24 protein-coding genes are annotated in these 20,835 nt (G+C 64.5%); 6 read left to right on the top strand and 18 right to left on the bottom strand.

Annotated elements, in window-relative coordinates; translation table 11 throughout:
* Positions 1 to 24: 24 nt before the first annotated feature.
* The 9 genes from C7G41_RS01680 to C7G41_RS01720 all read right to left on the bottom strand — a co-directional run bounded on the left by C7G41_RS01680 (position 25) and on the right by C7G41_RS01720 (position 6,932).
* The gene (locus C7G41_RS01680; RefSeq protein WP_199198151.1) at positions 25 to 1,044 is read right to left on the bottom strand and encodes a WD40 repeat domain-containing protein; all 1,020 of its coding nucleotides are present in this window, start codon (positions 1,042 to 1,044) and stop codon (positions 25 to 27) included.
* Positions 1,044 to 2,087, bottom strand: a complete 1,044-nt coding sequence (locus tag C7G41_RS01685; protein ID WP_106940949.1) for a GTP-binding protein — start codon at positions 2,085 to 2,087, stop codon at positions 1,044 to 1,046. The genes C7G41_RS01680 and C7G41_RS01685 overlap by 1 nt, the downstream gene beginning before the upstream one ends.
* A 54-nt stretch (positions 2,088 to 2,141) precedes the next feature.
* Positions 2,142 to 3,002: a metal ABC transporter solute-binding protein, Zn/Mn family gene (locus C7G41_RS01690; RefSeq protein WP_199198077.1), complete on the bottom strand. Its 861-nt coding sequence runs from the start codon at positions 3,000 to 3,002 to the stop codon at positions 2,142 to 2,144.
* A 5-nt stretch (positions 3,003 to 3,007) separates the two neighbouring features.
* A complete protein-coding gene (locus C7G41_RS01695; protein WP_106940951.1) occupies positions 3,008 to 3,877 on the bottom strand; it encodes a metal ABC transporter permease in 870 nt (289 codons plus the stop codon).
* Between the two features lie 6 nt (positions 3,878 to 3,883).
* The gene (locus C7G41_RS01700; RefSeq protein WP_199198078.1) at positions 3,884 to 4,639 is read right to left on the bottom strand and encodes a metal ABC transporter ATP-binding protein; all 756 of its coding nucleotides are present in this window, start codon (positions 4,637 to 4,639) and stop codon (positions 3,884 to 3,886) included.
* A gap of 2 nt (positions 4,640 to 4,641) precedes the next feature.
* Positions 4,642 to 4,905: a hypothetical protein gene (locus C7G41_RS01705; protein WP_106940953.1), complete on the bottom strand. Its 264-nt coding sequence runs from the start codon at positions 4,903 to 4,905 to the stop codon at positions 4,642 to 4,644.
* Positions 4,906 to 4,948: 43 nt separating this feature from the next.
* Positions 4,949 to 5,449 (bottom strand): hypothetical protein, encoded by a 501-nt coding sequence (locus tag C7G41_RS01710; protein WP_106940954.1) that lies wholly within the window; start codon positions 5,447 to 5,449, stop codon positions 4,949 to 4,951.
* Positions 5,446 to 6,057, bottom strand: coding sequence for a permease (locus tag C7G41_RS01715; RefSeq protein WP_106940955.1), 612 nt, complete (start codon positions 6,055 to 6,057; stop codon positions 5,446 to 5,448). The genes C7G41_RS01710 and C7G41_RS01715 overlap by 4 nt, the downstream gene beginning before the upstream one ends.
* 278 nt (positions 6,058 to 6,335) lie before the next feature.
* On the bottom strand, positions 6,336 to 6,932 hold the full coding sequence (locus C7G41_RS01720; protein ID WP_106940956.1) for a superoxide dismutase: 597 nt from the start codon (positions 6,930 to 6,932) through the stop codon (positions 6,336 to 6,338).
* 238 nt (positions 6,933 to 7,170) lie between these two features.
* On the opposite strand from C7G41_RS01720, the gene C7G41_RS01725 reads away from it, so the two are divergent.
* The 3 genes from C7G41_RS01725 to C7G41_RS01735 all read left to right on the top strand — a co-directional run bounded on the left by C7G41_RS01725 (position 7,171) and on the right by C7G41_RS01735 (position 9,694).
* Entirely contained in the window at positions 7,171 to 7,698 is a 528-nt protein-coding gene (locus C7G41_RS01725) for a GNAT family N-acetyltransferase (protein WP_106940957.1), read from the top strand.
* An 82-nt stretch (positions 7,699 to 7,780) separates the two neighbouring features.
* Positions 7,781 to 9,166 (top strand): MATE family efflux transporter, encoded by a 1,386-nt coding sequence (locus tag C7G41_RS01730; RefSeq protein WP_106940958.1) that lies wholly within the window; start codon positions 7,781 to 7,783, stop codon positions 9,164 to 9,166.
* A gap of 93 nt (positions 9,167 to 9,259) precedes the next feature.
* Positions 9,260 to 9,694 (top strand): DUF2147 domain-containing protein, encoded by a 435-nt coding sequence (locus C7G41_RS01735; RefSeq protein WP_106941454.1) that lies wholly within the window; start codon positions 9,260 to 9,262, stop codon positions 9,692 to 9,694.
* A 4-nt stretch (positions 9,695 to 9,698) separates the two neighbouring features.
* Here the strand turns inward: C7G41_RS01735 and C7G41_RS01740 are convergent, their stop codons facing one another.
* Positions 9,699 to 10,838, bottom strand: coding sequence for a DUF3095 domain-containing protein (locus C7G41_RS01740; protein ID WP_106940959.1), 1,140 nt, complete (start codon positions 10,836 to 10,838; stop codon positions 9,699 to 9,701).
* Positions 10,839 to 11,013: 175 nt separating this feature from the next.
* On the opposite strand from C7G41_RS01740, the gene C7G41_RS01750 reads away from it, so the two are divergent.
* A complete protein-coding gene (locus C7G41_RS01750; protein ID WP_106940960.1) occupies positions 11,014 to 11,439 on the top strand; it encodes a ribbon-helix-helix domain-containing protein in 426 nt (141 codons plus the stop codon).
* 4 nt (positions 11,440 to 11,443) lie between these two features.
* Here the strand turns inward: C7G41_RS01750 and C7G41_RS01755 are convergent, their stop codons facing one another.
* The 5 genes from C7G41_RS01755 to C7G41_RS01775 form a co-directional block, all read right to left on the bottom strand.
* Positions 11,444 to 11,659 (bottom strand): hypothetical protein, encoded by a 216-nt coding sequence (locus C7G41_RS01755; protein ID WP_106941455.1) that lies wholly within the window; start codon positions 11,657 to 11,659, stop codon positions 11,444 to 11,446.
* A 126-nt stretch (positions 11,660 to 11,785) separates the two neighbouring features.
* Positions 11,786 to 12,508 carry an SDR family NAD(P)-dependent oxidoreductase gene (locus C7G41_RS01760; RefSeq protein WP_106940961.1) on the bottom strand — a complete coding sequence of 241 codons (723 nt, stop codon included), beginning with the start codon at positions 12,506 to 12,508 and terminating at the stop codon, positions 11,786 to 11,788.
* Entirely contained in the window at positions 12,501 to 13,883 is a 1,383-nt protein-coding gene (locus tag C7G41_RS01765; protein ID WP_199198079.1) for a class I adenylate-forming enzyme family protein, read from the bottom strand. Before C7G41_RS01765 ends, C7G41_RS01760 begins: the two co-directional genes overlap by 8 nt.
* Positions 13,870 to 14,115 carry an acyl carrier protein gene (locus C7G41_RS01770; RefSeq protein WP_007597226.1) on the bottom strand — a complete coding sequence of 82 codons (246 nt, stop codon included), beginning with the start codon at positions 14,113 to 14,115 and terminating at the stop codon, positions 13,870 to 13,872. The genes C7G41_RS01765 and C7G41_RS01770 overlap by 14 nt, the downstream gene beginning before the upstream one ends.
* Positions 14,116 to 14,255: 140 nt before the next feature.
* Entirely contained in the window at positions 14,256 to 16,070 is a 1,815-nt protein-coding gene (locus tag C7G41_RS01775; protein ID WP_106940962.1) for a long-chain-acyl-CoA synthetase, read from the bottom strand.
* A 233-nt stretch (positions 16,071 to 16,303) separates the two neighbouring features.
* Between C7G41_RS01775 and C7G41_RS01780 the strand changes: the two genes are divergently transcribed.
* Positions 16,304 to 17,284 (top strand): tripartite tricarboxylate transporter substrate binding protein, encoded by a 981-nt coding sequence (locus C7G41_RS01780; RefSeq protein ID WP_106941457.1) that lies wholly within the window; start codon positions 16,304 to 16,306, stop codon positions 17,282 to 17,284.
* Positions 17,285 to 17,381: 97 nt separating this feature from the next.
* Positions 17,382 to 18,089 (top strand): SGNH/GDSL hydrolase family protein, encoded by a 708-nt coding sequence (locus tag C7G41_RS01785; RefSeq protein WP_106940963.1) that lies wholly within the window; start codon positions 17,382 to 17,384, stop codon positions 18,087 to 18,089.
* Between the two features lie 44 nt (positions 18,090 to 18,133).
* On the opposite strand, the gene C7G41_RS01790 is transcribed toward C7G41_RS01785, so the two are convergent.
* The 3 genes from C7G41_RS01790 to htpG form a co-directional block, all read right to left on the bottom strand.
* Entirely contained in the window at positions 18,134 to 18,403 is a 270-nt protein-coding gene (locus C7G41_RS01790; RefSeq protein WP_106940964.1) for a DUF3551 domain-containing protein, read from the bottom strand.
* 33 nt (positions 18,404 to 18,436) lie between these two features.
* On the bottom strand, positions 18,437 to 18,712 hold the full coding sequence (locus C7G41_RS01795) for a DUF3551 domain-containing protein (RefSeq protein WP_106940965.1): 276 nt from the start codon (positions 18,710 to 18,712) through the stop codon (positions 18,437 to 18,439).
* Between the two features lie 128 nt (positions 18,713 to 18,840).
* Positions 18,841 to 20,718 carry a molecular chaperone HtpG gene (gene htpG, locus C7G41_RS01800; RefSeq protein ID WP_106940966.1) on the bottom strand — a complete coding sequence of 626 codons (1,878 nt, stop codon included), beginning with the start codon at positions 20,716 to 20,718 and terminating at the stop codon, positions 18,841 to 18,843.
* Positions 20,719 to 20,835 lie beyond the last annotated feature (117 nt).

Genomic DNA, 20,835 nt, shown 5'->3' on the forward strand with positions numbered 1-20,835 from the left:
ATCTACGGTCAGAACGATGACAGATTAAAGCTCCAGCAGGCCGCCATCCCCATTTTCGTCGGCGAACGCCAGCAGCGTCCCCTTCGCGTTCCAGGCGAGCGCGGCCACGGGCGGGGTGCCGTTGCGGCGGACCAGGATCTCGGCGCCGTCCTCCAGACGCACCATCAGCACGGTGCCGTCGCTATAGCCGGCGGCGAAGATGTCGTTCTTGGGATGGCAGGCGACCATCGACACGCGCGCTTGCAGCGGCGCGAGCATCGCGGGCTCCTTTCCCATCGGCCCGTCCTTGCTGGCGAACGGCCACAGGATGACGGTGTCGGCGCCCGAGGTCGCCAGCGCCTTGCCGCCCGCGCTCCACGACATCGAGCGGACGCGGCCGGGATAGCCGGTCATGCGCATGTGCCTGTTGTCGGCAAGCCGCCAGCCGTGCAGCGCCGATTCGTGCATCGTGGTGACCAGGAATTTGTTGTCCGGGCTGAAGGTGACGCCGAGATGCGAACCGGCCCAGGGCAGGAATTCGGCCGACCCCTCCATGTTGGGAAACCACAGCGTCGCGCCGTTGTAATGGGCGATCGCGAGGCGCTGGCCCTTTGGCGCAAACGCAAGGCCGCCGACGGTCGAGGGCACTTCGAGCGACTTCTCCTCGCTCTTGCCGCTCTTGAAGAAAGCGGTCTTGCCGGCCGACCAGGCGTAGGCACCGTCCGGATGCAGCGCCACCGCGTCGATCCAGCGCCGCTTCGGGTCGGTGGCAAGCAGCGTCACCTCGCCCTTTGTGTCGAGCGACACGACTTTTCCATCGTCGCCGCCCATCACCAGGCGCTTGCCGTCGGAGGCGGCCGAGAGAATGCCGCCGCTGTGTACAGCGACCTTGCTGATCTCACCCTGGCCATCCACAAACGCGACATTCTCCTCGCCGCCGACGAAGGCGGCGCGGTTGCCAAGAAAATGCACGGAGGTCACGACCATGCCGAGCGCGAGCGGCTTGACGCGCTCGGTGACGGAGACGATCGAGGCGGAATCGGCGGGCGGCGTAAACTCTTTCATCACGAGACGATGCAGCTCTCAAAACCCTGGCGAATGAGATCTTGCGGCAATTCGCGGCCGATGAAGACGAGGCGGCTCTCGCGCGGCTCGCCGTCCTTCCACTTCCGCTGGTGGTTGCCCTCCAGCATCATGTGGACGCCCTGAAAGACGTAGCGGTCATCGTCGTCGTGGAAAGCAAGGATGCCCTTGGAGCGCAGGATCTTGCCGCCCTCCACCTGCACCAGATTCTGGAGCCAGGGCATGAACACGTTCGGATCGAGCGGCTTGTCGCTCTTGAGCGACAGCGACTGCATGTCCTCGTCGTGATAGTGCTTCAGGCCGTGGCCGTGATCATGATCGTGATGATGGTCGTGGCCGTGGTGATGATGATCATGGTCGTGGTCATCGGCATTCAGGAAGTCCGGCTCGATGTCGAGAATGCGGTCGAGGTCGAAGGCGCCGCGGTCGAGCACGTCGGCCAAAGCCACCGAACAGCGCTCGGTGCGGTGCAGCTTCGCATAGGGGTTGATGGCGCGAATGCGGGCCTCGACCTCGGCAAGCTCTCCCTTGGAAACGAGATCGATCTTGTTCAGCACGATGACGTCGGCAAAGGCGATCTGGTTCTTGGCCTCTGGGGCGTCCTTGAGACGGTCGGACAGCCACTTGGCGTCCGCAACCGTCACGACGGCATCGAGGCGTGCGTTCTTCTGCACGTCCTCGTCGACGAAAAAGGTCTGGGCGACGGGGGCCGGATCGGCAAGACCGGTGGTCTCGACGATGATGGCGTCGAACTTGCCCTTGCGCTTCATCAGGCCTTCCATGATGCGCACGAGATCGCCGCGCACGGTGCAGCAGATGCAGCCGTTGTTCATCTCGAACACTTCCTCATCGGCTCCGATGATGAGGTCGTTGTCGATGCCGATCTCGCCGAATTCGTTGACGATGACGGCGTACTTCTTGCCGTGGTTTTCCGACAGGATACGGTTCAACAGCGTGGTCTTGCCGGCACCGAGATAGCCGGTCAGGACGGTCACGGGAATCTTCTGGGCGGTCGCTTCAGACATAACAACTCCGGACTTCGGGCTTTTCGCGCGACGCGAGGCGGGGTGGCCCCTGCCCTAGTGGTCAAGCGCGCTGGTAAGGGCCTTTATATTGTGCCTGACCATATCAATGTAAGTGGGTGCAAGCCCCTTTTCGCCGGTCAAACCGTCCGAAATCAGGGTCCCGCCGACTTTTGAGCCGGTCTCCGCCGCGATCCGCCGGATCAGCCGGTCGTCGCTGATATTTTCCAGGAACACGGCCGGTATTTTTTGGGCCTTGATCTGGCCGATGATGGTGGCGATGTCCCGCGCGCTGGGCTCGGTTTCCGTGGAGACGCCGAGCGGCGCGATGAACTGGACGCCGTATTCGGCGGCGAAATAGCCGAAGGCGTCATGGGTCGAGATCACTTTGCGCCGCTCCTGCGGGATTTTGACCACGGCTTCGCGGACCTCGCGGTCGAGCGTTTCCAGCTTTTCCAGATAGGCCTTGGCCTGGGCGCGAAAGAACTCCGCATCGTCAGGGTCGGCCGCAGCCAGTGCATTGGCGATGTCGGTGACGTAGATCTTCGCGTTGGGGACGGACTGCCAGCCATGCGGGTCGGCGGCCGAGCCGAGCTTGAGCGGTGCGATGCCTGCGCTCACAGTGACCACCTGCGCCTTGCTGCCCGAGGACTGCACGAGGCGCGGCAGCCAGCCCTCGAGACCAAGTCCGTTGACGATGACCAGTTTTGCGTCCGCGATCCGCTTCGCATCGCTTGGCGCGGGCGTGTAGACGTGGACGTCGCTGTCGGCCCCGACCAGCGTCGTCAGATTGATCCGGTCGCCGCCGACATTGCGGACGAAATCGGCGAGGATCGAGAAGCTCGCGACGACCTTCAGCTGCTCCGCGGCGTGCAGCGGCGAGGCGAGCAAGAGCACACAAAGCATGATGCGCCGCATCGCTGTCACGCTTCCAGATGCCGGCCGGGAAACAGCTGCCTGACGACGCCACCGACCGGGCCGAACAGGACGGAGACGGTGTAGAGCGCGCTCGCCACCAGAATGATCGCAGGGCCCGAGGCCACACGGGTCTGGAACGACAGCACGAGACCTGCATAGCCGGAGACGGCGGCAGCGACGACCGCGATGCAGATCATGACGGTGAGATCGCGCGACCAGAACCGCGCGATGCCGGCAGGCAGGATCATCAGACCGACCGCGAGCAGCGTGCCGAGCGCCTGGAAGCCGTTGACGAGGTTGATCACGACCAGCGCGAGGAAAGCGAGATGCGCAGGCCCGCCCGCCCGGCTCACGGTGCGCAAGAACAAGGGATCGACGCTTTCGATCACCAGCGGGCGATAGATCACAGCGAGTACCAGCAGCGTCACCGTGGCGTTGAAGGCGACGACCAGCAGCGTCTGGTCGTCCATCGCGAGAATATTGCCGAACAGCACGTGCAGCAGGTCGATATTGGTGCCCTTGATCGAGACGATGGTCACGCCCAGCGCCAGCGAGGCCAGATAGAAGGTCGCGAGCGAGGCATCCTCCTTCAACCCGGTCGAGCGCGCGACGAGGCCTGCGAGGATCGCGACGGCAAAACCGGCGATCAGGCCACCGGCCGTCATCGCGAACAGGTTGAGACCCGAGAGCAGGAAACCGACAGCGGCGCCGGGGAGGATCGCATGCGCCATGGCGTCGCCGACCAGGCTCATCCGCCGCAACATCAGGAAGACGCCGATTGGCGCACCCGCGAGCGACAGCGCAATGACGGCCGCGAGCGCACGTCGCATGAACTCGAATTCGGTGAACGGGCCGATCAGCGCGTCATAGAGCATCGGATATCAAGCCGCCCGTGAGCGGGCATCATCGGCCGAGCAGGCGGCGGCGCCGTCGTCGAAGGCTTCGCACATCCGCATTGCGACCATCAGGTTTTCCGGCGTCAGCACCTCCGCCGTCGGCCCCCACGCCACGGGGCCGCGCGCCAGCACCAGCGTCTCGCTGAAATGGGTGCGCACCATCTCCATGTCGTGCAGCGCGGCGAGCACGGTGCGGCCCTCGCCATGCCAGTGCTTCACCAGCGCCAGCAGATCGGCCGTGGTCTTGCTGTCGATGGCGTTGAAGGGCTCGTCCAGCACGATTAGCCGCGCGTCCTGGAGCAGCACGCGCGCAAACAGCACGCGCTGCATCTGGCCGCCCGAGAGTGTGCCGATCGGGCGGTTTTCGAAACCGTTGAGGCCAACGGAAGCGATGGCGCGGAGGATCTTATCGCGCGCCGCCTTGCCGATGCCGCCGAACAGGCCGGTCCCACGCCACAGCCCGGTGGCAACGAAGTCCAGCACCGAGATCGGGAAGCTGCGGTCGATCTCCGCACTCTGCGGCAGATAGGCGATATCGCGGCTGTCGAGCCCGCCGAGATGGATGCTGCCGTCGAGCGGCCTGAGGATGCCGACGATGCCGCGCAGCAGCGTCGACTTGCCGGCGCCGTTCGGGCCGATCACGGCCAGCAACGCACCCGGCGCGACCTCCCCATTGAGGTGATGCACAGCCGGATGGCGGTCATAGCCCAGCGTGACGTTGTGGAAATGCAGCGCCGCCATGGTCACCTCATCGCCAGGAAGACCACGCCCCAGAGCACGGCGCAGACCGCGAGCGCGGCCGCGAGGCGGGCGGCCATGGTCATGCGCAGGATCGACCAGTGCGCCGCCTGAGCCGGATGCGGAGAGGCCGCATCGTGGACATGGGCGTGAGAGTGATGGGCGTGGGAGTGATCGTGTCCGTGCGAATGCCCGTGGTCATGGGAATGATCATGGGAATGGCCATGGGCATGGTCGTGATGATGAGCTGGGGACGCGACGGGAACCATGTCGGGACGTTATATTATAACATTACCTCTGTCCACGACGGGCTCAGGGCTTGCCGATTAGCATGGCGATGGCGGCGGCGACGAACGGGAACGGGACCGAAACCGCACAGCGGAACCAGACGAAACGGGCCGGCATGAACGGAATTTCCCACAAAATCACCCGTTGGAAGGCAAATAACGCCCAGGCGACGACATAGGCGACCACCTGCGGCACCCCACCGCCCGATTTCAGCGCCACCGTCCCGATGGAGAACCCGATCACCGGACCGCCGGGCGTCGCGGCCCCGGCGACCACGGCGGTCGCGACCCCGAGCCAGCCACTGTCCGGGCCGAGCCAGCCGCTGATCACCTCCTGCGGGATGATGGCAGCGATGTAGCCGGAGCCGATCACCCCTAACGCGATGCGCGGCACGATGTTGACGAAGTCCATCGAGCCTTCGCGCAGCGAGGCCTTGAACACCGGTGGGCCGCGGCGAAAGGCGATCAGGCCGACGCCGAACACCGAGCCCCACAACAGGATGTCTATCAGAAGCGCGGCGCTCAATTCTCATCGTCCTTGGTGGCCGGCTTCGGATAAAGCCGGACATAGACGAAGCGGCCGAGCGCGCCTGCGAGCACCGGCAAGGGCAGCGAGATGACGATGCGCCACAGCGTGAAGTCGGTGCCCATGATCGGGATTTCCCAGGCCACCGCCCGGCCATAGCCGATCAAGGTCCAGCTCACGACCATGGCGATGGTGGCACCGAAATCGGCGCCGACCGCGAGCAGCGCACTCGCCACGGGATAGGCGGTGAAGGGACCGCCGGGCAGGATCGCGCCGAAGGCGGTGCCGATCAGAAGGCCTTTCAAACCGGATTTCGGCCCGAGCGCGCGCGAGACTTTTTCGTGCGGCAGGATCTCGGAGATGAACGCGCCGAGCAGGCAGCCGGCCAGCACGCGGGGCAGGATGCCGCCAAACAACGAGAGATCGTGGGTCAGTATTTCGAGAACACCGTCGGTGCCGTCACGCCGCCAGACCAGACCAGCGCTCACCGCCACCAGTGCTGCGATGATGATAGTCGACCAGCCGATCGGCTTTCGCACGCGACCCGGCCGCGGCTCTGATTCCGCGTCCTCGGCGGGCGCCGGGTCTTTCGGGGAGGGTTCTGACAACGGGCGCGTTCGGCTCGAGGGTGATGCCCGTCCTGATTAAGGGCGCCGCAGATGCGATGCAAACAGTACGATGACGGGAGCGATGCGCACCTCGCGCAGGGCCATGCGGACGAAGTGCGAATTCCGAACAGCAAAAAGGCGGCCGCTCCTGCGACCGCCTCTTTGTTTATGTCATTCCGGGGCGGCCAAGCCGAACCCGGAATCTCGAGATTCTCTGGTGCGGGAGCCCGCACCATAGTTCGATGCTGCGCATCGCCCCGGAATGACGGAGTGAAGCCTCAGGCCTTGTCGAACAGCGACTCGACATATTCCCAGTTCACGAGGTTCTCGACAAACGCCTTCAGATAGTCAGGACGGCGGTTGCGGTAGTCGATGTAGTAGGAGTGCTCCCAGACGTCGCAGCCGAGGATCGGGGTGGCGCCGTGCACCAGCGGATTCTCGCCGTTCGGGGTCTTGGAAATCTCGAGCTTGCCGTTCTTGACCTGGAGCCAGCACCAGCCGGAGCCGAACTGGCCGACGCCAGCCGCCTTGAAGTCCGTCTTGAACTTCTCGAAGCCGCCGAGGTCCTCGTTGATCTTCTTCTCGATCTTGCCCGGCAGCTTGGTGCCGCCGCCATTGGGCTTCATCCAGCTCCAGAAATGGATGTGGTTGTAGTGCTGGCCGGCATTGTTGAACACCGCGGGGTTCTTGCCGAACGAGCCCTTGACGATCTCCTCAAGGGACTTGCCTTCCCATTCGGTGCCCTTGAGCGCGTTGTTGCCGTTGGTGACATAGGCCTGATGATGCTTGTCGTGGTGGAATTCGAGCGTTTCCTTCGACATGAATTGCCCGAGGGCGTCATAGGCGTAGGGGAGTGGGGGCAGCGTAAAGGTCATGGGTGTTGTCCGCGACTGATGGGGGAACGAGACTTAACGGTCACCCCTTATAGAAGGTTCCGTGGCCGTTAAATACCGCGATTTTTCCAAAAGGCGCGGTTCGGCGGCTTGGCCGGATTGCATAAAATCGTCGCAAGGATGTCGGGCGTTTCAACCGGGCCGTAAAATATCATTGCCTTTGAGGTGCTTATGGCAGAACGAAACGCACCGACGGCGCGGAGATGCGAAAGAGAGAGCGATGAGCATCGAGATTGACATTTTGAACGGCGGCGCCTCGTGGCGGATGGCGGAGCCGCTGCACCAGGCGGTCTTCGGACCTGATATCGTCGGGAAGCAGCCCTGGGCTCACGTCAAATGGGCCAATGCCGACCTGCGCGTGCTGATCGAGACGCCCGAGGATGGTCTCGTCTGCCACGTCGGCATCTACTTCCGCACCGTCACTTGGAACGGGCAGAAGGTTCACATCGGCGGCATCGGCGGCGTCTGCACGCGGGAGGACCGGCGCGGGCGCGGCTATGCGACCATGGCGATCGACGCCGCGCTGCACACCATGCGCGCCAACGAGGCGGTCCGCTTCGCGCTGCTGTTCTGCGAGCCGCACAATTTTGCGTTCTACGAGGCCCGCAGCTGGCTCCCCTTTAAGGGCGAGGTCTATTGCGAGCAGCCGGAGGGACGGATCCGCTTCACCCACATGGCGCCCTATGTCTGCAACATCGTCAGCGCGCCGACGCTGGGCACCATCGACCTCTGCGGCCTGCCCTGGTGAGCCCTGCGTGAAGCGACGCTGGCGCCGGCGCTGCACGTTCTGTAATATGTCGATCATCATCTAATATTCCGCGCGGTGACACATGACGATCGACGCCTCGATAGACGCCGTGCCGCCGCCTGCCCCGGTCGCCTCCTCCATCGCCAGTCTTTTGACCGCACCGATCCTGCCCACCCTGCTGCGGCTCGCGATCCCCAATATGATAGCGATGGTCGGCAGCACGCTGGTCGCGATTGCCGAGACCTCCTATATCGGCCGGCTCGGCACCATCCCGCTCGCAGCGATCGCGCTGGTGTTTCCGTTCGCCATGCTGACGCAGATGATGAGCGCTGGCGCGATGGGCGGCGGCGTCTCGTCTGCGATCAGCCGCGCGCTCGGCGCAGGCGATCGGACCCGTGCGGCGACGCTGGCGCTGCATGCCGCCATCATAGGCCTCTGCGGCGGGCTTTTCTTCACGGTGACGATGCTCGTCTTCGGGCGCTCGTTCTTCACGCTGCTGGGCGGGCGCGAGCGCGTGCTCGAGGAAGCCAGCGGCTATTCGCAAATGCTGTTCTCCGGCGCGGTCGCGATCTGGCTCGTCAACACGCTGGCCTCTGTGATCCGCGGCACCGGCGACATGCGTCTGCCTTCGATGGCACTGATCGGGACGAGCGTGCTCCAGATCGCGCTCGGCGGCACGCTGGGGCTCGGCCTGTTCGGCGTACCGCAATTCGGCATGCCCGGTGTCGCCGCCGGTCAGCTGATCGCGTTCACCTGCGCCGCGATTTTCTTCCTCTGGTATCTCTGGTCCGGCCGCAGCCGGCTGCCGCTGGATTTCCGCGCCTTCCATTTCGATCGCGCGTTGTTCTTCGACATCCTCAAGGTCGGCGCGGTCGCTTGCCTGTCGCCGCTCCAGACCGTGCTCACCATTTTGATCTTCACCAAGATCCTGGCGACGTTCGGTACCGAGATGCTGGCCGGTTATGGCATTGGCTCACGGCTGGAATTCTTGCTGATTCCGATCACCTTCGCCTTCGGCATCGCCTCGGTGCCGATGGTCGGCATGGCGATGGGCGCCGGACAGGTGAAGCGCGCGCGGCGCGTGGCCTGGACCGCGGCCGCGGCCTCGGGAATCACGGTGGGTCTGATCGGCGTCATCATCGCGCTCGATCCGTCACTGTGGGTTTCGCTCTTCACCAGGGATCCCGGCGTTGCCGCCGCCGCGCACAGCTACTTCCACTGGGCGGGCCCGACCTTCGTGTTCTTCGGCATCGGCGTGTCGCTGTATTTCTCCTCGCAAGGCGCAGCGCGCGTCGGCGGCCCCGTGCTCGCCTCCACCGCGCGGCTTCTGATCGTCGCGATCGGCGGCGGCAGCCTGATGATGGCGCAGGCTCCGGCCTGGACCCTGTTCGCGCTGGTGGGCGGCGCCATGGCGGTGTTCGGGCTGTCGACCGCAGGCTCGGTCGCCTTCGCGCGCTGGGGCAAATGAGCACAGGCAAACAAACGCAGGAATGTGATTCCGTCCAGCGTTGCACTATCCCGCTAGGCTGCTATGGAGGCGCTCCATTTCGGGGCTCTCTCCATGACTTCCGGATTCGCTGCTCTCATCGTCCTTCTGGCTGCACTCCTTGGCGCGACTGCCGCCCATGCGCAGAGCGCCGACGGGACCTGGTTGACCCAGGCCGGCGATGCCCGCGTCAAGATCGGCAAATGCGGCGGCGGCATCTGCGGCAATGTCGTCTGGCTGCGTGAACCCCACGACACCGCGACCGGCCAGCCCGCCACCGACAGCAAGAATCCCAATCCCGCCCTCGCCAGGCGCCCGATGATCGGCTTGCCATTGTTCAGCGGCATGCAGCCTTCAGGGCCGAACAAATGGTCGGGCCAGATCTACAATGCCGACGATGGCAGCACCTATGCGAGCAGCGTTACGATGACATCAGCGGATTCGCTGCGGGTCGAAGGCTGCATCGGCGCGCTCTGCGGCGGCGAAACGTGGACGCGCGCGGGGCGCTAACGCTTCACGCCGTCATCGCCTTCAGCGCCGTCGCCGCCGAGGCGTAGCCACCCCGCGCGCCGTCGATGAAATGGACATGGTCGCTGCGCAGCGCCGACGGGGTGAAGCAGGTCATCATCGCGGCGTCCTGCTGGTGGAGGCCGTAACGCACGATGCCGTCGCGCGCGGCCGCAGCGAGGCGATCGCTGAGGGCGCGTTCGAGTTCCGGCGTACAGTCGAGGATCATCCGCAGGCCATCGTCATATTTCCGGAAATCGGAGTTCTCCACGACCTGCCGCGTATAGAGCTTCGGCACGAAGCCGCCGACCTTGAGGTCGAAGCGCATGATCAGATAGACGAACAGCGTATAGGCCAGCACGCTGGCGCGGCGTGCAAGGAGCGGACCTCCGCGCTTGGTACGCGCCTCATAGTCCAGCCCCTGCGGCGGCCATGTCAGCGGCGGCCCTTGCGACGGCACGGGCCGACCGGCGTCCGGACTGCGCTCGACGAGATGGATGACGTCCTCGATCACCTTCCGGAAGGCCCGCGGGTCGGCGCCCTCCGTCGGCATCACCAGCACCGACAGAATCAGGCCGCGCGCAGCCGGAATCACCTCGAACCGGCAGGACAGGCCGGAGAGATCGGGCTGCGTGCCCGCCGGCGCTTCAGCTATCGCAAACTCGCCGCGCTTCATCGCGGCGTCGGCCCAGGCGAGCCCACCGCCCGAGAACATCGCATAGGACAAATTGGCCGACGGACCGAAGCGCGCGACGCGGACGTCGAGGCCCCGCGCACGGATGGCACTCACCGGCACCAACGCGACGCGCATCCCCAAATCGAGATCTTCGCGCACCCAGGTCGCGGTCGCAGCCAAAGCCTCGCGGGCCAGCTCGAGATCGCGAGGCGCGACCGCGAAACTCGCGCCGTCGCCGCCGAACACGAAGGGAAATTCGCGTCCCTCCAATGCGTTCGTCACCGCCGCGATCACGGCGGCACCGGCCATATTCACCGCCTTGTAGCGCTGCGCCGCGATGGCCTTGGTGGAATCCACGATGTCGGCAACGCCGATGCTCCAGTCGTCCGGCAGCGGCGAATACAAAGCGGGGTCCATCAGGCTGGTGAAGCCGCGAAAGACCGGAATGCCGCTATAGAAGGCTGATGTCATCGGATGATGCCGGATGGTTGGGACGCGCGTCCAAAAGACATACGGAGCAGGATCGATCCGGGTTCGCCGGGCGGCGCCCCCTCGCAATCATTGGCTGAAATGGACCCGGACAACAAGATGAGGGCGCTGCAATGCCACAGGAGGTCATTGATCGGCATCAAACAGCCGGCCGCAAATGGCGTCTAGTCTCGATGATCTGACATGGTTGCGCGGGAACATCGACGTGTCTGACTTCGACAGGAAGGACTCCATCGCTCCGCTACGCCGGCGCACCGGGCGCGATCCGATCAGTGCGGTGAAGATGCCGGAAAGCCTGACCGCGGCCGTCGATATGTGGGCCGAAACCCGTCACCTGTCGCGCTCGGATGCTATCCGCGAGCTGGTCGAGCTGGGCCTGAAGGTCGCGCCCCCGGCACTCACACCAGGCCACCCGCTCGCTTCGGATGCCACCAGGATCGAAGAGCTTGCGGTGCATGAACTCGAGGGGCTGCTCGATCCTGCCCTGTCTGAAGACGAGCGCGAGCGCCGGATCCGCCGCCTGACCGACGGCCCGCCGGAGTTCTCACACGAGCGGATTGACCTGCCGAAGCACCGGACCTGAATGTCTAGTGCAGCTTCTCATCCTGACGCTTGCGTAGCGTAGATGCGGGCACGTCGTGGCAGCCGACCAGACGCACGAATTTCTGCGGATACATTTCGTAACCGTTATCACCGCAATTTTGATGAGACATCGGCTGGCAGTGAATGGGCTGGCAGTGAACGTCGCTTTGCTGTGCGCAAGATGGCTTTGCCGACGCCTTGCCCGGGTTTGAAGCGGTCATGGACTGCTCCCTATCGAATAGGGCAGATCGATTGACGTAACACCAATCGATTGCGAGGTATCTTACGACCAAATCCGGATGATGTCATTGCGCGGGATCAACGCAATTGTGGCGGTGGAGTTCCGCCTACGCCGTGTTGCCGGCGTCGACCGTGAACACAGTCCCCGTCACATTGCGACCGCCCTCCCCCAGCAAATATTCCACCATACGCGCGACGTCGTCGGTCTCCGGCAGGCGGCGCAGCGCGCTGCGGCCGGCGATGCGCTTGCGGCTGTCGTCGGAGAGATTGTGCGTCAGCTCGGTGTCGATGAAACCGGGCGCGATTGCGTTCACGGTGATGCCGAGCTTGCCGACCTCGCGCGCGAGCGAACGGGTGAAGCCTGTGGCGGCGGCCTTGGTCGCACCGTAAACGGACAGGCCGTTATAGCCTGTCGTCGCGATGATCGAGGAGATGTTGATGATGCGGCCGGCGCCATCGGCCATCATCTGGCGCGCGACATATTTGGTGAGAATGATCGGCGACAGCACGTTGAGCTGCACCAGCGCCTCGATCTCGGAATTGTGCATGGTCGCGAGCAGGCCTTCGGTGCCGAGGCCGGCATTGTTGACGAGGCCGTAGATCGGGCCGAATTCGTCGCGCACGAGCTTTGCATAGGTCGGAATCGCGTCGATTACGGCGAGGTCGCAGGCGCGGAAATGCAGGCGCCCCTCCGACCCGGCAATCGCGGCCTTGAGCTCGTCGCTCTCGCGCCGCGCCGCCGCGATCACGTTGTAGCCGGCGCCAATGAGGCGCTGGCCGATCGCAAGGCCGATACCGCGGCTGCCGCCGGTGACGAGAACATTATGCATCGGTGCGCGCCAGTTTTCCGGCCGGCGTGACGTCGAGCGCCTCGACGAAGCGGATCACCGCCGGCACCTTGTGGGACGCGAGCTGCGCGCGGCACTGATCCAGGATCTGGTCGCGGATCTCTTTCGCGCGCGCCGGATCGGTGCCGTCGGCGAGGATCACGTCGGCGACGACGATGCCGCCGGTGATCGGGCTCTTGCGTGACTTCGCCCGCGACATCCACACGTCGGGATGACGGTTGATCACCGCCTCGATCTCTTCGGGGTGAACCTTCAGCCCACCGATATTGATAATGCCGCCGCGGCGACCGACGAAATAGTAGCGGTCGCCGCGCAATTCGACGACATCGCCGCTGTCGACATAGCCGTCTGCATCGGTGAGCGCAGCCGCGTCGCGGCCGATGTAGGCGTGCGCCGTGCGCGTCGAACGGATGCGGAGCGAGCCGTCGACGACCTTCATCTCGACGCCGTTGCGGTTGCCGAGATAGTCGGCGGGAAAGCCTTCCAGCCCGTCATTGACGGCAAAGCCGACGCCGGCCTCGGTCGATGCATAGGCATGGCCGACGGAGGAATTCGGAAACGCCGCCTTCAGCCCGTCCAACACCGCCTGGTCGGCGATCTCGCCGGAGAGGCGGACATAGCGCGGCGCGAACTGCGCGGCCGAGCCGCTCATCAACAGCTTGCGCCAGTGCGAGGGCGTGCCGGAGATATGGGAGACGCCGCGCGCGTTCAGCCGCGTGACGTGATCGGCGAGCGCCTCATGCGGGTCGGACAGCACCATCGAACCGCCCGAGAGGACGGCGCGGAGGAATATCTGCAGGCCGCCATAGCGGCGGATGTCGTAGAACGTCGCCCATACTGGCGCGGGTCCGCGCGCTGGGCCTTCGGCGACGATGGCGCCGGTGAGTGCTTCCAGCGTATGGCCGACAATTTTCGGCACGCCCGACGTGCCCGAAGTGAGCATCAGCCATTCCGTGGCGCGTTCGGTCATGGCCGGTGCGGTAGCCTGACGCGGCAATTGTGCGGTGACGACCAACGGCACGCCGGTCTCGGCCCAGCGATCGGGCTCGTCGGTGACGACGGCATCGATCCCGGCGTCCGCGATCAGCGCGTCGAGATGCGCGGGGTTGAGATCGGGCGGGCACAGCAGCATGCGGCGGGCCACACCGTCGAGCTCGATCATGGCAAGGCCCGAACGGAGCTGGTCGGACAATTTCAGCAGCACGGCACGGCCGGACAGCTCGCGCAGGCGGCCACCCAGGACCGTCTGCGACAGTATATCCGTCAGCGACACGGCATCGTACGCATCCGACAGCGTGCGGCCGGTCAGCTCCGCGCCGAGATAGTCGCGAAGCGCAAAGATCTCACGCGGGGACATTTTCATAGGCCCGCACGAAATCGCCCACGGTGGCGGGGAACGCTGCGTCCTCGGAAATGGTGAAGGGGTCGACGCCGGTCTCGTCCTCGAGGCGCGCCACCAGGATGGCGAAGGCGAGCGAGTCGAAGCCCGTCTCGTGGAGGGACAGATCGTCCGAGAGTGCGGGAAGCGCGACGTGCTGCTCCTTGGCGATCTGCTGGATCGCTTCAATGACCTTAGACCGTACCGACATGGCTGGCTCGCTTCTGTTGTCGTTCGTGTTGCGGCGGTTCTTGATGACCGCCTCCCTTGGCCGCTTGTTTACCCGACAGAAGTAAATGGCTTCTTGGACAATTCGGATAAAATTGGACCTATCTCCGAATTTTCGCGCGGCTAGAGCCGGATCGTACCCTCGTCGATTTGCGCATACGTCTCCGCGTCCAGCACGACATAGGTACCGGTCTGCGGGTCCAGCATGAACAGCGGATCGGAGACCGCACCCGGATCAAATCCCTCGCGCGCGAGCTCGGCCTTTTTCTGCTTGAAGGTCTCGGTCGCATCGAGCTCGCGCGAGATGCGTATGAAGACGGGGCGAGCATAGGCCGGCAGGCGCTGTGCGAGATGGGCGGCCAGCGCCTCGACGGCGAAGCCCTCGTTCACAACGATCGCGCTCATGCCGGCGCGACCATCGGTGCCGGGAATGCTGACGCCGTAGGTCGTGGCGTCGATCACGCCGGTGAAATCGCGCACGGCGTCGTTGACCTCCGAGGTCGCGACGTTCTCGCCCTTCCAGCGAAAGGTGTCGCCGATGCGATCGACGAAGTGGAAGAAGCCCTTCTCGTCGAGGCGCATCAGGTCGCCGGTGCGGAACCAGGAATCGCCCTTGGCAAAGACATCGCGCAGGATCTTCTTCTCGGTCTCGCTCGCCTCGGTGTAGCCCTCGAAGCGACCGCCGCCCTCATCCGCCGTGCCGATGCGGCCTATGGCTTCGCCAGCCTCGCCGCGCGCGCAGGGGATACAAAATCCCTCTGCATTGCGCAGCGGCGCGCCATTATCGGGGTCGAGCTTGACGAGACCGGCAGGAAAACGATGCGCGAGCAGCGGCGGAATGCGGCCGATCGCGCCGGGCTGGCCCTCGACGTTGAACAGCGAGAAATTGCCTTCCGTCGCCGCGTAGAATTCGAGGATGCGCGGAATGGCGAAACGCGCCTGAAAATCGTCCCAGATGTCACCGCGAAGGCCGTTGCCGCAAACGAGCCGCAGGCGATGCCGGTTCTCGTATTCCGACGGGGGTGCCTTGAGCAGATAGCGGCAGAGCTCGCCGATATACTGAAACAACGTGCAGTCGTGGCGCACGATGTCGGGCCAGAAATTCGAGGCTGAGAATTTTTCCGCGATCACCACCGAGCCGCCGGCAGCGAGCATGCTGCATGGCGCGACGATGCCGCCGACCGAGTGGAACAGCGGCAGGCAATCGTAAAGCCGATCCTGCGGCGTCGCGCCGGTAAGGCCGGCAAACCAAAAGCCCCAGTTGAGGATGCGGCGGTGGCTGATGCTGGCCGCTTTCGGCATGCCGGTGGTCCCTGACGTGTAGATCAGCAGGGCCCGGTCGTCGATGGTGACATCGCCACGCTCGCCCGGCGAAAGCGGCCCGTCATCGAGGGCGGCAAGTGCGACATCGATCGCACGCTCGCAGCGAGCATCGCCATGGGTCCAGACCTTTGCTTCCGTCTTCAGGTGCGGCGACGCGCCGTCCAGTGCATCCTTGAGCTCGTGTGCGACAATGACGTGAGCGGGCTTTGCGACTCCGATGCAATGCGCGAGCGACTGGCCAACGAGCTTGGTGTTGATCAGCGCGACCACGCCGCCGACCCGGCTGATGCCGAGCCAGGCCGCGACATAGTCGATGCCATTCGGCATGATCAGCGCGACAGTGTCGCCCTTGGCCACGCCGGCCGAGCGCGCCCACCGCGCATAACGATTGATGCGTTTCGAAAGCCCCTCATAGTCGAGGCTCGCGTCATCGGTGGCCAGCGCAATGCGATCGGGCTGGCGCTGCGCCCAATCATCGACGACGTCGGCGAACAGCCTGCCCGGCAACGTCTCGATCCGTGCGGTGAGCTCGATCGCCTTCAGCCAGATTTTCGAAGCAGAAGGTGCGCGCGCGGCTTTCGGTTGCTCGATGACGCCGGTTGTCATGCCGTTCATTCTTTCGGAACGTGTGTGCTGGTTCCCGGCAGCTTAGCTCGCACGCCCTGCCCAGGTGTTAAGAGACAAGGTAAAAGCGGGTTAGTGCGTGATTAACTCTAGTCATCCTTTACCAAGCCGGTGGGATCGGCGTGCGCGGCCTCGCAATTCTTGCGATAGCAAAGCCAGTTGTCGGGCGCGCTGTGCGTGTCCCCCTTGCCCTGCTTGCGGGGCGAGGCGAGCTGGAGAGCGTGATGATCACCAAGAGACATTTCCTTCAGGCTGCAGCCTCTGCCGCAGCTATGCTCGCCACGCCGCGCGCCTTTGCTATCGGCAATCCCTCCTATCCCTCGCGCAGCGTGAAATGGGTGGTGCCCTATGCGCCGGGCGGAGCCACCGACGTGCTGTCGCGGCTGCTCTGCCAGCGCCTCTCCGACCGGCTCGGCCAGACCTTCGTCGTCGAGAACAAGCCCGGCGCCGGCAGCAATATCGGGACACAGGCGGTGATCACGTCCGCCCCCGATGGTCACACGCTGCTGTTGACCTCGACCGCGAACGCAATCAACGCCTCGTTCGACCCGGCGCTGCCGTATGATTTCGCCAGGGGCATCGCGCCGGTCGCCGGCGTGGCGCGAATTCCGCTGGTGCTGGTCGTCAACAACGACCTGCCGGTGAAGACCGTCGCCGACTTCATCGCCTACGCCAAGACCAATCCCGGCAAGATGTCGATCGCCTCTTCCGGCATCGGTACCTCGCTGCATCTCTCCGGCGAGCTGTTCAAGTCACTGGCCGGCGTGCAGTTCACCCACGTGCCCTATCGCGGCTCGGCACCCGGATTAACCGACGTGATGAGCGGCCAGATCCAGGGCATGTTCGACAACGTTACCTCATCCTTCGAACTGGTGCGCGCCGGCAAGCTGCGCGCGCTCGGCGTCACCACGCGCGAGCGTTCGGAAATTCTGCCGGACGTGTCATCGATCGCCGATACGCTTCCCGGCTACGAGACCTCGTCGTTCTATGGCGTCGGCGCCCCGCACGACACGCCGCGCGAGATCGTCGATCTGCTCAATCGCGAGATCGATGCAGCCCTCTCCGACGCCGAGATCAAGTCCCGCATCGCCGGGCTCGGCGCAATCCCGCTGCACGGCAATGCCAACGAATTCGGCGGCATGCTGACGGCAGAGACCGACCGCTGGCGCAAGGTGGTGGAGTTGTCGGGAATCAGGAAGGAGTAGCGACCTGTATCCGGGCGCGCGAGGCTAGGCGGCCACGGGGTAAACGGGTTAGGCTTCTCTACCCTGCATTGTCCGGGTTGCGAAAGGGAGACGACCTGTGGCTCTCGACTCGTCTGAGTTTCCCGTCCAGGCCGCGCCGTTCGAGCAGCCGCTGACCAATTTTGCTCGCCGGTTGAAGGACGGACAGGCCAAGGTGGTCGCGATCGGCTCGTCGACCACGGCGGGCGAAGGAGGCATCGCTCCCTATCCGCAGCGGCTGCTGGCCGACCTTCGGATACGATTTCCAAATGTCATGATCGAAGTGGTCAACCGAGGCGTTGGCGGCGAAGAGGCCCCTTTGGAGCTGAAGCGGTTCGACCATGACGTCTTCGATCTCAACCCCGATCTCGTCATCTGGCAGGTCGGCACCAATTCAGTGTGGCAATCCACCGATCCGCCCGCGTTCAAGGACACCACGCACGCCATCCGTGAGGGCGTTGACCGGCTGCTCGGCGCCAAGCGGATCGACGTCATCCTGATGGACCTGCAATATGTGCCGGCGCTGCTGACACCGGCCAAGGCCGACAAGGCGAATGCGATGGTCGCGGCGATCAGCGAGATCGCGCATGCGAAGGGGGTCAACGTCTTTCGTCGCTTCGCACTGATGAAGGGCTGGCACGATGTTGCAAGAATTTCGTTCGACCGCATGGTCGACCCCGGCGACGATAGCAGGCTGCACGCAAGCGACTGGACCACGGACAAGATGACCTGGCAGTTGACCGACGCGATCGCCACCGCGGCCAACAAGGCGCCTCACGGCAGCTAGTCCTGCATGCTCCGTCGGATTGACGGCCGAACGGGCGTTGAGCGCTAGCCGCCTCGCTTATGGCGCAAGCGCGGCGGCGGTGCGTTGACCGGATAATACGGATTGAGATCGCAGCTCGCGGAGCGGCCCGAAGCGGTGGTGCGGCACTGCGGCAGCGAGGTGAAGGAGCAATCGTACCATTCCCCGCCGCCCTCGTTCGCGCCGGAATAGACGTGCATGCAGACGGGATAGCGCGGATCGAAGGTCTGCGCATGCGACGGCGCGGCCGTGAGCAGGGCACCGACGGTCATGATCAGGCCGAATGAGCGACGCATGAAAAATGCCCCTGAAATCCGCATTGCGGATTGCTAGTGCACCTTCTTGTAGCGCCGGCGCGGCGGCGGCGGTTCATCGAAGGCATAGTAGGGATTGACGTCGCAGCTTGCCGAGCGACCCGAAGCCGTGGCGCGGCACTGCGGAATCGAGGTGAAGGAGCAGTCGTAATAATCGCCGCCGCCGCCGAAGCCGCCGGGCGAGTAAACGTGCATGCACACCGGATAGCGCGGATCGTAGGTCTGGGCGCTGGCATCTGCCGCAACGAACAGCGTGGCAATCGCAGTGAGGGTCAGGATCGGCAAACGCATGGAGAAATCCTCGAATCGTTCATGTCGGCGGCCGGGATGCCGGCCGCCTCATATGGCACAACACCACGACAGAGGCGACCGTTCCTGCGTGCGGATGACGGCAAGGTGAGTGCGGTGCACTGCGGCCGCTACCCGCCGAGCCCCCGCAACACCAGCCGGTTCAACCTTGCCGCAAACGCCGCAGGGTCTTCCGGCAGCTCGCCGTCCAGGATCTGCGCCTGTTCGAGCAGGAGCAGGCTGAGGTCGTCGACCGCAGAGGAGCCGGCCTGAGCCTTCGTGATCGCCGTCACCAGCGGATGGCGCAGGTTGATCTCGAGGATCGGCCTGGTGCGCATGCCGCGGTTCTGCTGGGACAGGATGCGCTCGAGCTCGCGGCTCGGGCCCTGGCTGTCGGCGACGAGGCAGGAAGCGGAGCTGGTAAGGCGCGTCGAGGCTTTGACGTCGCTGACGCGCTCGCCGAGCGCGGCCTTGATCACGGCGATGGTGGCGGCCTCGTCGGCGGCCGGCTCGTCCTTCTTCGCCTCGTCCGCCTCGTCGACGCGCGGGATCAGATCGAGGTTGAGATCGCCCTGGCTCAGCGACTTCAGCGGCTTGCCGTCAAACTCCGATGGCATCGACGTCCAGAAGGCGTCGACGGGATCGGACAGCAGCAGCACTTCGATGCCGCGCGCAGTCGCCGCCTCGAGCCGGGGGTTCGACTTCAGCCGCTCGATGCTGTCGCCGACCAGATAATAGATCTCGGTCTGGTTCGGCTTGAAATCGGCGATGACGTCCTTGAGCGAACGCTTCTCACCCGAGGTCGTGGTGAAACGCGACAGCGCGAGCAGCTTTTCGCGGCGTTCGAAATCCTCGTAGATGCCTTCCTTCAGCACCGCGCCGAAGGCCTCCCAGATCTTCGCAAAGTTCTCCGGATCCTTCTCCGCAAGGCTTTCGAGCTCGGACAATACGCGGGTCGCCACGGCCTTGCGGATCTGCGCGAGCTGCGGATTGTTCTGAAGCATCTCGCGGGAGATGTTGAGCGGGAGATCCTCGCTGTCGACGACGCCGCGGATGAAGCGGAGGTAGCCCGGCAGCAGATCGGCATCGTCGGTGATGAAGACGCGGCGGACATAGAGCTTGACGCGGCCCTTGCGGTTCGGCTCGAACAGGTCGAACGGCTTGGTCGATGGCGAGAACAGCAGCACGGCGTAGGAGTAACGCCCCTCCGCGCGATAATGCAGCGTCATCGCGGGATCGTCGAAGGCGGAGGCGATCTGTTGATAGGCCTTCTTGTAGTCTTCCGGCGCGAGCTCGGATTTCGAGCGCTGCCACAGCGCGCTTGCAGAATTGATCTGACGCGGTTCGCCCTCTTCAGGCACGAGCTCGATGGGGAAGAGGATGTTGTCGGAATAAGCGCCGACGATGCGCTCGATCTCGTAAGCTTCGAGATATTTCTTCGCCTCGTCCTTGAGGTGCAGGACGATTTCGGTGCCGCGCTGCACGCGGCCCGCATCCTCCTCGCTGGCACGCGCGATCTCGAAGCCCGAGCCGCCCGAGGATGTCCAGGTCCAGACGTCGCTCTCGCCGGCGCGGCGGCTGACCACGACGATCTTGTCGGCGACCATGAAGGCGGAATAGAAGCCGACGCCGAACTGGCCAATCAGGCCGAGTCCTTCCTTGGCCTCCTTGAGCTTCGACACGAAGGCCTTGGTGCCGGAGCGGGCGATGGTGCCGAGGTGGTCGATCAGCTCCTGCCGCTCCATGCCGATGCCATTGTCGGCGATCGCAAGCGTTCCGGCCGTCTTGTTCGGAATGATCCGGATCTTGAGCGCGTCACCTTCGCCCAGCAGCGCCGGACTGGCGATGGCCTCATAGCGCAGCTTGTCGCAGGCGTCCGATGCGTTGGAGACGAGCTCGCGCAGGAAGATGTCAGTCTCGGAATAGACGGAGTGCACCATCAGGTGCAAAAGCTCGGAAACCTCGGCCTGGAAAGGCTGCGTATGCACAGCCGTGTCTGACGTCGTCATGCGTTTACCCGGTCAATCGAAAGGGGAAGAAACCCGGGATATAACGCGAGGGGCAGGGGATCAAGTGGACGTCAGCAATTGCCCTCCGGGCGGAGGGCGACTTTCCGTGGCAAATTC

This window comes from Bradyrhizobium sp. MOS002, from assembly GCF_003020115.1.
Taxonomy (GTDB): Bacteria; Pseudomonadota; Alphaproteobacteria; order Rhizobiales; family Xanthobacteraceae; genus Bradyrhizobium.

Excerpts from the sequence above, each read along its gene's own strand:
- C7G41_RS01680 (WP_199198151.1), bottom strand. The coding sequence starts at position 1,044 with ATGAAAGAGTTTACGCCGCCCGCCGATTCCGCCTCGATCGTCTCCGTC.
- C7G41_RS01685 (WP_106940949.1), bottom strand. The coding sequence starts at position 2,087 with ATGTCTGAAGCGACCGCCCAGAAGATTCCCGTGACCGTCCTGACCGGC.
- C7G41_RS01690 (WP_199198077.1), bottom strand. The coding sequence starts at position 3,002 with ATGCGGCGCATCATGCTTTGTGTGCTCTTGCTCGCCTCGCCGCTGCAC.
- C7G41_RS01695 (WP_106940951.1), bottom strand. The coding sequence starts at position 3,877 with ATGCTCTATGACGCGCTGATCGGCCCGTTCACCGAATTCGAGTTCATG.
- C7G41_RS01700 (WP_199198078.1), bottom strand. The coding sequence starts at position 4,639 with ATGGCGGCGCTGCATTTCCACAACGTCACGCTGGGCTATGACCGCCAT.
- C7G41_RS01705 (WP_106940953.1), bottom strand. The coding sequence starts at position 4,905 with ATGGTTCCCGTCGCGTCCCCAGCTCATCATCACGACCATGCCCATGGC.
- C7G41_RS01720 (WP_106940956.1), bottom strand. The coding sequence starts at position 6,932 with ATGACCTTTACGCTGCCCCCACTCCCCTACGCCTATGACGCCCTCGGG.
- C7G41_RS01725 (WP_106940957.1), top strand. The coding sequence starts at position 7,171 with ATGAGCATCGAGATTGACATTTTGAACGGCGGCGCCTCGTGGCGGATG.
- C7G41_RS01730 (WP_106940958.1), top strand. The coding sequence starts at position 7,781 with ATGACGATCGACGCCTCGATAGACGCCGTGCCGCCGCCTGCCCCGGTC.
- C7G41_RS01735 (WP_106941454.1), top strand. The coding sequence starts at position 9,260 with ATGACTTCCGGATTCGCTGCTCTCATCGTCCTTCTGGCTGCACTCCTT.
- C7G41_RS01740 (WP_106940959.1), bottom strand. The coding sequence starts at position 10,838 with ATGACATCAGCCTTCTATAGCGGCATTCCGGTCTTTCGCGGCTTCACC.
- C7G41_RS01750 (WP_106940960.1), top strand. The coding sequence starts at position 11,014 with ATGGCGTCTAGTCTCGATGATCTGACATGGTTGCGCGGGAACATCGAC.
- C7G41_RS01755 (WP_106941455.1), bottom strand. The coding sequence starts at position 11,659 with ATGACCGCTTCAAACCCGGGCAAGGCGTCGGCAAAGCCATCTTGCGCA.
- C7G41_RS01760 (WP_106940961.1), bottom strand. The coding sequence starts at position 12,508 with ATGCATAATGTTCTCGTCACCGGCGGCAGCCGCGGTATCGGCCTTGCG.
- C7G41_RS01765 (WP_199198079.1), bottom strand. The coding sequence starts at position 13,883 with ATGTCCCCGCGTGAGATCTTTGCGCTTCGCGACTATCTCGGCGCGGAG.
- C7G41_RS01770 (WP_007597226.1), bottom strand. The coding sequence starts at position 14,115 with ATGTCGGTACGGTCTAAGGTCATTGAAGCGATCCAGCAGATCGCCAAG.
- C7G41_RS01775 (WP_106940962.1), bottom strand. The coding sequence starts at position 16,070 with ATGAACGGCATGACAACCGGCGTCATCGAGCAACCGAAAGCCGCGCGC.
- C7G41_RS01780 (WP_106941457.1), top strand. The coding sequence starts at position 16,304 with ATGATCACCAAGAGACATTTCCTTCAGGCTGCAGCCTCTGCCGCAGCT.
- C7G41_RS01790 (WP_106940964.1), bottom strand. The coding sequence starts at position 18,403 with ATGCGTCGCTCATTCGGCCTGATCATGACCGTCGGTGCCCTGCTCACG.
- C7G41_RS01795 (WP_106940965.1), bottom strand. The coding sequence starts at position 18,712 with ATGCGTTTGCCGATCCTGACCCTCACTGCGATTGCCACGCTGTTCGTT.
- htpG (WP_106940966.1), bottom strand. The coding sequence starts at position 20,718 with ATGACGACGTCAGACACGGCTGTGCATACGCAGCCTTTCCAGGCCGAG.